The organism is Protofrankia sp. CiP1_Cm_nod3, from assembly GCF_982290655.1.
Genome location: NZ_CEVIVD010000118.1, coordinates 1 through 8,699, shown reverse-complemented (window position 1 = coordinate 8,699; position 8,699 = coordinate 1). Strand labels below are relative to the sequence as shown.

General features: G+C 69.3%; 8 protein-coding genes and 1 riboswitch. Of the genes, 4 read left to right on the top strand and 4 right to left on the bottom strand.

Features of this window, described 5'->3' with window-relative positions; genetic code table 11:
- Positions 1–57 precede the first annotated feature (57 nt).
- A complete protein-coding gene (gene tadA, locus AC5LUJ_RS18685) occupies positions 58–549 on the bottom strand; it encodes a tRNA adenosine(34) deaminase TadA (protein WP_250281928.1) in 492 nt (163 codons plus the stop codon).
- Position 550: 1 nt separating this feature from the next.
- Entirely contained in the window at positions 551–1,036 is a 486-nt protein-coding gene (locus tag AC5LUJ_RS18680; protein ID WP_250292887.1) for a tRNA adenosine deaminase-associated protein, read from the bottom strand.
- A 505-nt stretch (positions 1,037–1,541) separates the two neighbouring features.
- Here AC5LUJ_RS18680 and AC5LUJ_RS18675 point away from each other — a divergent pair.
- Together AC5LUJ_RS18675 and AC5LUJ_RS18670 are read left to right on the top strand one after the other, a co-directional pair.
- Positions 1,542–2,807: a MurT ligase domain-containing protein gene (locus AC5LUJ_RS18675; protein WP_250292884.1), complete on the top strand. Its 1,266-nt coding sequence runs from the start codon at positions 1,542–1,544 to the stop codon at positions 2,805–2,807.
- 55 nt (positions 2,808–2,862) lie between these two features.
- A complete protein-coding gene (locus AC5LUJ_RS18670) occupies positions 2,863–3,609 on the top strand; it encodes a type 1 glutamine amidotransferase (RefSeq protein WP_250281925.1) in 747 nt (248 codons plus the stop codon).
- A gap of 111 nt (positions 3,610–3,720) precedes the next feature.
- Here the strand turns inward: AC5LUJ_RS18670 and AC5LUJ_RS18665 are convergent, their stop codons facing one another.
- Entirely contained in the window at positions 3,721–4,248 is a 528-nt protein-coding gene (locus AC5LUJ_RS18665; protein ID WP_250281923.1) for a MarR family winged helix-turn-helix transcriptional regulator, read from the bottom strand.
- Between the two features lie 255 nt (positions 4,249–4,503).
- On the opposite strand from AC5LUJ_RS18665, the gene AC5LUJ_RS18660 reads away from it, so the two are divergent.
- Entirely contained in the window at positions 4,504–5,154 is a 651-nt protein-coding gene (locus AC5LUJ_RS18660; RefSeq protein WP_250281922.1) for a CE1 family esterase, read from the top strand.
- Positions 5,155–5,557: 403 nt separating this feature from the next.
- On the opposite strand, the gene AC5LUJ_RS18655 is transcribed toward AC5LUJ_RS18660, so the two are convergent.
- Positions 5,558–6,532, bottom strand: coding sequence for a C40 family peptidase (locus tag AC5LUJ_RS18655; RefSeq protein WP_250281919.1), 975 nt, complete (start codon positions 6,530–6,532; stop codon positions 5,558–5,560).
- Between the two features lie 188 nt (positions 6,533–6,720).
- Positions 6,721–6,896, bottom strand: a riboswitch (cyclic di-AMP (ydaO/yuaA leader).
- Between the two features lie 523 nt (positions 6,897–7,419).
- On the opposite strand from AC5LUJ_RS18655, the gene AC5LUJ_RS18650 reads away from it, so the two are divergent.
- A partial coding sequence (locus tag AC5LUJ_RS18650) for a 4-hydroxybenzoate 3-monooxygenase (RefSeq protein WP_493465380.1) occupies positions 7,420–8,699 on the top strand: 1,280 nt, incomplete at its 3' end.

Here is an 8,699-nt window from a genome sequence, read left to right as displayed (position 1 = left end):
GGACGGTGGCGCGGTTCGTGTTTTCCGGATCGTGGTTCCGTGCCGCTCGGTTCGTGATCAGGATGGCGGCCGGTTCCGGCGGGCCGCGAAGAAGTCCGCCAGCAGGCGCGCGCACTCCTGTTCCCGCACGCCCGTGACCACCTCGGCGCGGTGGCGGAGGCGTGGGTCGCGGACGGTGTCCCACAGCGAGCCGGCGGCGCCTGCCTTGGGGTCGTACGCGCCGTAGACGAGGCGGCCCACCTGGGCCAGGAGCAGCGCGCCCGCGCACATCGCGCACGGCTCCAGGGTGACGACCAGGGTCGTCCCGGGCAGCCGCCAGGTGCCGGCATGTGCCGCGGCGGCGCGCAGCGCCACGACCTCGGCGTGGGCGGTCGGGTCCCGCTCGGCCTCGCGGGCGTTGCGGCCCCGGCCGATGATCGTTCCGTCGGCGTCGGCGACCACGGCGCCGACCGGGACGTCCCCGGTTGTCAGGGCCCGCCGCGCCTCTGCCAGGGCGGCGCCCATCAGCGCGGCGAGGCCGGGCGTGCCCGGGTGGGGGAGGCCCCCCATGTCAGCTCCCGATCTCGTCCAGGATGTCGGCGCAACCGGCACGCTCGCTGATCGCCGTCACCACGTCCGCCGGCAGGAGGCCCTCTTCCGTGATCAGTTCGAGTAGCGTGTCGGCGTCCGTGCCGAGATCGGCGAGCAGGTCGAGGTCACCGACGGGCTGTCCGCCGGCCGGTGTGTCGTCGGAGTCGTCGTCGAGGCCACGCCGGCCCACCGGTGGCAGCGCGCTGGCGAAGAGCCGGTCGGCGAGGGCCGAGGTGAACAGCACCCGGTGGTCGGACAGGAACACCCGTGGGTCGCTGATGTCGCCTTCCACCCGCACGATGCCCAGGTACTCGTCATCCTCCTCGACGAAGGCGACGGCGAGCTCGGGGGAGATGTCGTGCAGCAGCTCCGCAAGTATGTCAAGGTCGTCGATGTTGTCGAGGTCGATCTCATGCGCGCTCCAGCGTCCGCGGATGCGGCCGATGGCGCTGGCTTTCTGGGTCACCGAGTTCTCCCACGGTCTTGTGTCGCGTCCATACCAACTCCGAGTGCCCACCCGGCGGCCACTGGCTCCGAGCGTCCGCCCGGCGCCGGCGGCCCGCGGTCCCCGGCCGGGCCGCATCCCCGCCCGGGCCGCTTGTCACGACGGGGCACAGCGGTAGCGGTCCCTACGGACCGGCTGCTCGGTCCATGACGGCCGTCCGCTCGCGTCACCCTGCCGTACCCTGCTCTGTCCCGCCCGGACAGTGATGTCCCGCCCGCGACGCACCCCTGTCGTGCCTGCCTTTGCCGTACCTGCCCCGATGGGGCGCGCCCTTGCCGGACATGCCTGGTGGACAGCCGTCCGGCGCACGTCTTATCACACCTCGTACCACACTCGTACCCCGCCTGTTCGCCACTGCCCGGAGGATGTTCCGAGGCCGCTCTGGAGCTGGTCCGGGACCGACATGGGACGGGTATGACGGGGTGTCGGTCACCGGCGCGGCGGCCCGTGGCACGCTGGGGAGGCGATGAGCACACCCTTCCCGCGCCGGTTCTCCGCCCGCACCCGTGCCGCCCTTGCTGTGGAGAAACTCGCGTCCTCGGCTTCCCGCCAGCTGGGACGCGGATCCGGTGAGATGATCGGCGGCAAGCTTGCCCTGCGGGTCTCCCCGGAGATCCTGTCCGAGGTCGCGGCCGGGCAGCTGGTGGCCTGCGTCAGCGGGACCAACGGCAAGACCACGACCACCCGGCTGCTGGCCCGCGCGCTGGGCACGCTCGGCCCGGTCCGCAGCAACAGCGGTGGCGCCAACATGGCGGCGGGCGTGCTGGCCGCCCTGTCCAAGCCGCCCTACGACGCGGCCGCCGCGCTCGAGGTGGACGAGATCTGGCTGCCCAAGGTGGCCAGGCAGATCCAGCCCCGCGCGGTCATCCTGCTCAACATCAGCCGTGACCAGCTCGACCGGTCGAACGAGACCCGGCGGATCGCGAGCCTCTGGCGTGATCTCGGCGCCGAGCTGCCCGGCGCGACCGCGATCGCCAACGCCGACGACCCGCTGGTGGCCTGGGCCGCCGCCGGCTGGTCGAACCAGGTCTGGGTGTCGGCGGGCCAGAACTGGACGGCGGACGCGATGGTGTGCCCGCAGTGCGCCAGCCTGCTGCACCGCAACGCCACGGGCTGGTGGTGCGGCTGCGGGCTGGCCCGGCCTGAGCCCCTTGTCTCGGTCACCGGGCCGCACGAGCTGCTCTGGTTCGGCCGTCACCTCACGGCGTCGATCGACCTGCCCGGCCGGGTGAACCTCGGCAATGCGGCGATGGCCGCCGCGGCGGCGAAGCTCTTCGGGGTCGAGGTCGAGCAGGCGCTGGCCGCGATGACCGGCCTTGAGGACGTCCAGGGCCGCTACCAGGAGGTCGAGCTCGGCGACTCCGGTACCCGCGGGCGGCTGCTGCTGGCGAAGAACCCGGCCGGCTGGGTGGAGATGATGGAGCTGCTCAACAGCACGCCCACCCGGCCGGTGATCGTTGACTTCAACGCGCAGACCGCTGACGGGCGTGACCCGTCGTGGATCTGGGATGTCCCGTTCGAGCGGCTGCGGGGCCGGCGGGTGCTGGTCACCGGTGGGCGCAAGGAGGACATGAGCGTCCGGCTGGCATACGCGGAGATCCCGCACACGGTCCATCCCGATGCCGAGAGCGCGGCGGCGGTTCTGGACGAGAAGATCGTCGATGTGGTCGCGAACTACACCGCCTTCCGCGACATCCTGGGGCGGGTCGCCCCGGTGAGGACGAACAGTTGACCAAAAAGGTGACCAAAAAGGTGACCATCCACGGTGACATGACCGGGGCCGCGGCATGAGCCGGGAGTCGGCGACCCGGATCGCCCTGATCTACCCGGAGCTGCTCGGGACGTACGGCGACGGCGGCAACGCGACCGTGCTGGCGCAGCGGCTGCGCTGGCGTGGCCTGCCGGCCGAGGTGATCGGCGTCCCGGCCGGGGAGCCGGTGCCGGCCGGCTGCGACATCTATCTGCTCGGCGGCGGTGAGGACGAGCCGCAGGTGCTGGCCGCCGAGGGGCTGCGCCGCAACAGCGCGATCGCGCACGCGGTGGCCCAGGGCGCGGCCGTGCTCGCGGTGTGCGCCGGATACCAGGTGATCGGTGCGTCCTTCCCCGCCGGTGAGGGCCGTATCCACGACGGCCTGGGCCTGGTGGACGTGGAGACGCGACGCTCGTTCGAGCAGCCGGTGCCGCCACGCGCGGTCGGTGACATCGTCGTCGAGCCCGTCCCCGAGCTCGAGCTGCCGTTGCTGCTCGGCTACGAGAACCACGGGGGACGTACCCGGGCACTGCCCAACGGGCACGGCCGGCCGCTCGGGATCGTGCGCAAGGGGGTCGGTAACGGTACCCCGGACCACACCGACGGTGTCGTGGACGGCCGTGTGATCGGTACCTACCTGCACGGTCCGGTCCTCGCGCAGAACCCGGCCCTGGCCGACCTGCTGTTGTCCTGGGTGCATGGCTGGCTGCCGGAACTGGCCGGCCCGCCGGAGACGGAGGTGCTGCGCCAGGCACGCCTGCACGCCCTGGACGTCCATGCCTGACCCGGGGCCGGGCGGCCGCGGGGAACCTTCGGTGGGCGCGGGAAGCAGCCGGGGGGCCTGCGCCCGGACGCGGGGGGAGCGGCCTGTCGCCCGGTGCCCGGCCGTCGGCCGTCAGTCCGTCCTGACGGCCGGCGGGGTGGCGGGTGCGGGACACGGCTCGTCGTGCTGCGGCGGCAGATGGGCGCGGTCGTGTTCGGCGATCGCCACGTTCAGCCGGCTCAGCAGCGCGCCGAAGACACCGAGTTCCTCCTGGTCCCAGGTGCGTACCAGGGTATTGATTTTTTCTACCCGTGCGGAGCGGGTGGCGAGGTAGCGTTGCTGGCCGCGGGTGCTGAGTCTCACCAGCGTCGCCCGCCGGTCGCTGGGATCGGTGGCGCGTTCCACCAGCCCGGCCGTGACAAGCGCGGCGATCTGGCGGCTCACCGTGGAGATGTCCAGGGCGAACACCGTGCCCAGGGTGGTCAGCCGTACGGCGCCGTGTTCGTGGATGTGGCTGAGCAGCAGGTAGGCGGAGCGGTCCAGAACCGTCCCGGACTCGCCGGCGATGGCCATCCGGAAGCGTTCGGCGCGCCGGCCGAACACCGACAGCTCGTGTTCAATCTTGATCAGTCGATGGTCGAGTTCCTGACCACTGTCCACTTCGGCCTCACCCCTGTTCCGGCAGCCGTATGCCCCGCAATCCGATGTTGTCGAGATTCTGGTGGATACACCACGTCAACGAACGAGCCGTGCCGTGGTTGCCGTACCGGACATGCCTGTTTGACTACTTTTAGTAGTCAATCGGTATCGCAAGCTGACTGGGTGTGAGACAGCGCACTCCGGGTGGCCCCGACTTGCCCGCGACGCGAGGCGAATCTGCCGAATCGACGGCTCCTGGTGTGGTTCGGTTGTCTCGTGGTGTCGAATCCGCTGAAAGCCGGGAAACAGCTATGGGCCAAGAACCGCAAGCGGGTGCTGATCATCGGTGCCGTGCTCGTGGTCGCCTGGATCTACGTGTCTCGCTCGGGTAGCCCGGATACCGAGCGGGCGAAGATACCGGCGGGGTACGCCTCCGCCGAACGCGAGCTCGCCGTTCATGCCGACGCCGACCCCGGCAAGCCCCTGCCGCTGGTCCTCGTCCTGCATGACAACAACAGCGACGCGGCTGCGATCGAAAAGATCACCGAAGCCTCGACGCTTGCCGACCGGCAGCACTTCGCCGTGGTCTACCCGGAAGCCGTGGACGGCGAATGGAGGTTGGACGACCCCCGGGGCGCGGACGTGCAGTACCTGCGTGACGTCGTGCGCTACGTGTCGGAGAAGCGGTCGAAGATCGACCAGTCCAAGATCTACATCTGGGGTCTTGGCGAAGGTGGGCGGGCCGCCCTCACGATTGCCTGCGGGGCGCCTGACAACAACCTGAAGTTCGCCGCCGTCGCGGTGGTGGGGCCGGTCGGGCAGGTCCCGAACTGCCCGTCGGGAACCCATGTCCAGCATGTCGACGGGACGTGGGACAAGCAGGTCACGCGCAGCCTGTGGGACTTCTCCAGGAAGCCCAAGGCGTAGGAGCGGGCATCCGGGGTTGGGAGGCCCGCGGAGAAGGCGTCTGATGAGGTTCCAGCCTCGGCCGCGCATCCGGTCGGTGGGAGAGGGCGGCTCCCGCCGACCGGCCGGACTGTGGGGGGGGTCCAGTACGACCGGCCGACGGAAGCCTCTTGTTCCGCCGGGCTTTCCGAGCTGGGGGGGTTGGCTCGGTCCAACCAGCGGAAGTCATCATCGCGGGATGCCGCGGAGCGCCGCCAGGCCGGTGTCGACGTCGACAAGATCGACCTGGCGGCAAGGTTCACGCACAATCGGAGGGGGAGGCCGCGCGGGAACCCGCCTGTGAATTGTTTCTACAGTATATTGGTTGCCACTACGCGAAGCCGCGTACTGACAGCCGGATGTGGACGCGGGCTGACCGGTTCGCTCAGAAAACCCGGCCGACGGAATATGACGTGGTATAGATGGCCCTCAGCGAGACGACATCACCTGACTTGGGTGCCACCCACATCTTACCATCGCCCGCATAAATACCGACGTGGTAGATGTTACCTGGTGCGCCGTAGAAAATCAGGTCACCTGGCTGCTTGTTGTACTGCGATATCCTGGTGGTCGCCTCGTACTGTCCCTCGGCGGTGCGGGGGATGTTGCGTCCCAGCTGCTTGAAGACGTACTGGACCAGTCCTGAGCAGTCGAACGTGTAGGGGCCCTCAGCGCCATAGACGTAGGGCTTCCCGGCCTGCTGGGCCGCGAGATACACCGCCCGTTCACCCAGCGAGCTGGCGGCCGCGAGCGCGCCCGAGATGGCGTTGCTCATGGTCGGGGCATCGAGGCCAGTGATCTGGGGAGAGCGCTGCACGGGCGGGGTGTTGGGAATCACGGTCAACGTGCCGACGTTCGTCGACCGTGTCGAGCGCAGGGCGTCGGTCCCGTCGAAAATCGCAGTGATCTGCGTGGTGGTGAGAACCTTCGCGGTGTAGCTGGTGAAGCCCTGCTCGTTGGTGTAGAGGTGCTTGAAGGTGGCCCATCCCTCCGGCAGCTTCACCTGGACCTTGACAAGCTGATTGACCAGCGGTGCGTGGGTGACCGCGTCCTCGAGGGAGAACCCCATCTCCACCGGCTGGTCGGCCTTCACGGAGACGTCCGGATTCGTGACTTTGAGCACGACGCCGTTCTTGGGATGCAGGTCGGTCTGGTTGAGTACCTGGCTGGTGACCGATCCGGAACCACCCGTGGACAGCGGATTGATGGTCGAGGTGCGCAGGTTGGCCAGTGACGCCTGGCTGCCGAACTGTGATCCAAGCGTTATCGGCGAGGTGACGGAGGCATCGTCGGAGTTCGAGTCGGCCGTGGCGCATCCGGCCAGGGCGACACCGGACACCGCGACGGTACCGGTGGTCACCACGGCGACAGCGGCCCGGGCTCGCGAGCGGCCCGTTCCGGGCTGCGGCGCGGGCGCGCGATGCCGGCCGCGTGCCGGACGGTCGACGTGCCGGTCGATCGGGTGCTGGCGGGACGACGGCGCAGCCGCCTGCGACGAACGCGATCGTACTGCTGGATCAGGCTGCACATCATGCGCAGACAAGGTTGTGATCCTTCCCGTTCGCCTGCGAGGTGAGCTGTCGGGTTCGGGCTGGGCTGCCCGGTGGGTCGCGCGACCATCGCGCTGCACACTTCACCCCGAGGGCGACACCGCGGTTCGATGCCGTCCGGTGGAGGATGGGTCCCCCGCTCCTGCCCTGGTGACGACTCGGAGGGAACACCGGGACCGTGGGCAGGATTCGGCAGTTCGGCCCGGTGCGTCGTGACGTCGGCGCGAGACTAGTTCATACGGATGGCGCTAGTAAACACTAGTCCCTCACAACTACCCCAAGTAGTTGTATGAAGTGTCATAACCGGCTCTTCTACCCCATCCTCCTTCGCCGGCCGGGGCGGCGCCGGGTGCGACCGGCTGGCTTGTGGCCTTCGGTCGCCCGACTGACGTGCCGCTTTCCGTGACTTGCGGGATGCGGAGGATGACAATACGCCATAGCGGCGACAGACGGTCGACCAGGAGCCTTCGAGTACAGATAGTGAGCAATACTGCTACGTTAAGTAGCGATCAAGGCTGCCCATTGGCGGTACTCTGCTCTTTTTACGAAAATTGTCCGATTGGTTGATGCCGAGTTGTCGGCCTTCTGACGCGTGTCGGAATGTGACGTCGTACTCTGGCAGTGCCTCGTCCGGATCGGTCCTTCCAGGTCAGTCACGTGATCAGGGCAGCGTGACGGATGATCAGGAATCGTGCCGATGCTCCCCGGGGAGGCGCTCGCCATGACGCGGTCCGCGTCGGGGTCCGTGCCGGACGGGCGTGGTGTGCGCCAGCCGGACGCGCCCGCCTCCCGGCCGCGTCCTCGCCGGGTGGGCGTTGTTGTGATTGGCGCGGGTGTCGCGGGCCTGGTGGCCGCGGTCGTGCTGGCTCGTCGGGGTATCGACACGCTCGTGCTCGAGGCCGCCAGCCGGGCCAGGGTGGAAAGCCGTCCACGCGCCGGGCTGCTCGGGCCGGCGGCGGTGGACGCCCTGGAGCGCAACGGGCTCGCCGACGGCCTGCGAGCCGAAGGTGTGCCGCACCACGACTGTGAGTTCCGACATCGTCGCAGAGCGTTTGTCGTCGAGTATGCTCGCCATGCGGGCGGACGCCACCACGTTGTCTACCCGCAGCAGAAGCTTGTCGCCGACCTGGTTGCCGCCTACCTTGCCGCGGGTGGCGTCATCGAGTTCGGCGTCACTGACGTGATGTTGGGCGCGCTGGCCTCCGACCACCCCGCCGTCTCCTTCGTCACGGCCGGCGGGCAGCGGCAGGTGGTGGAAAGCCGTTTCATCGCGGGCTGCGACGGCCATCATGGTGTTTCCCGAGGATCGATCCCCGAGGGCGCGTTACGCTCCATCCGGCAGCGCGACAGCGCATGGGCCTGGCTCGCGGTCCTGGCCGCGGTCGCCCCGTCCACCGATAAGATCATTTATGGGGTCAGTCCCCGGGGGTTCGCCGGCCACATGCTGCGCGACCACCGGACAAGCCGCTTCTACCTACAGGTGGAGGCCACCGCCGACGCCGCGGCCTGGCCGGCCGGGCGGATCTGGGCGGAACTGCACGCCCGGCTCGCCGTGGACGCCGACTGGGAACTGGCGGAAGGGCCGCTGCTGGAGCCGCCGAACGTCATCACGATGGACTCGGTCTTCTACGAACCGATGCGCTTCGGGCGCCTCGTACTGGCCGGGGACGCCGCGCGCCGGGTACCACCGGCGGCGGCCAAGGGCGCCGGGCTCGCCATCGTTGACGGCGAGACACTCGCGCTCGCGGTGGTGGCAGCCCTGCACGACGCGGACGAACGCCCGCTGGACGCCTACTCCGAGGTGTGCCAGGGCCGGGCCTGGCTGGCACAGGAAGCATCGGCGAAACTTTTACGGATGGTCAACGTCGAGCTCGCCGACCCGTTCGCCCGGCGCCTGCAGGACGTTCGCCTGGACCGCCTCCGGACCTCACCGGTCGCCGCCGCCGAATTCGCGGAACACTACCTCTCCCCCTCCCC

Bases quoted from the DNA above. Each gene is read 5' to 3' on its own strand.
- tadA (WP_250281928.1), bottom strand. From the start codon at position 549: ATGGGGGGCCTCCCCCACCCGGGCACGCCCGGCCTCGCCGCGCTGATG.
- AC5LUJ_RS18675 (WP_250292884.1), top strand. From the start codon at position 1,542: ATGAGCACACCCTTCCCGCGCCGGTTCTCCGCCCGCACCCGTGCCGCC.
- AC5LUJ_RS18670 (WP_250281925.1), top strand. From the start codon at position 2,863: ATGAGCCGGGAGTCGGCGACCCGGATCGCCCTGATCTACCCGGAGCTG.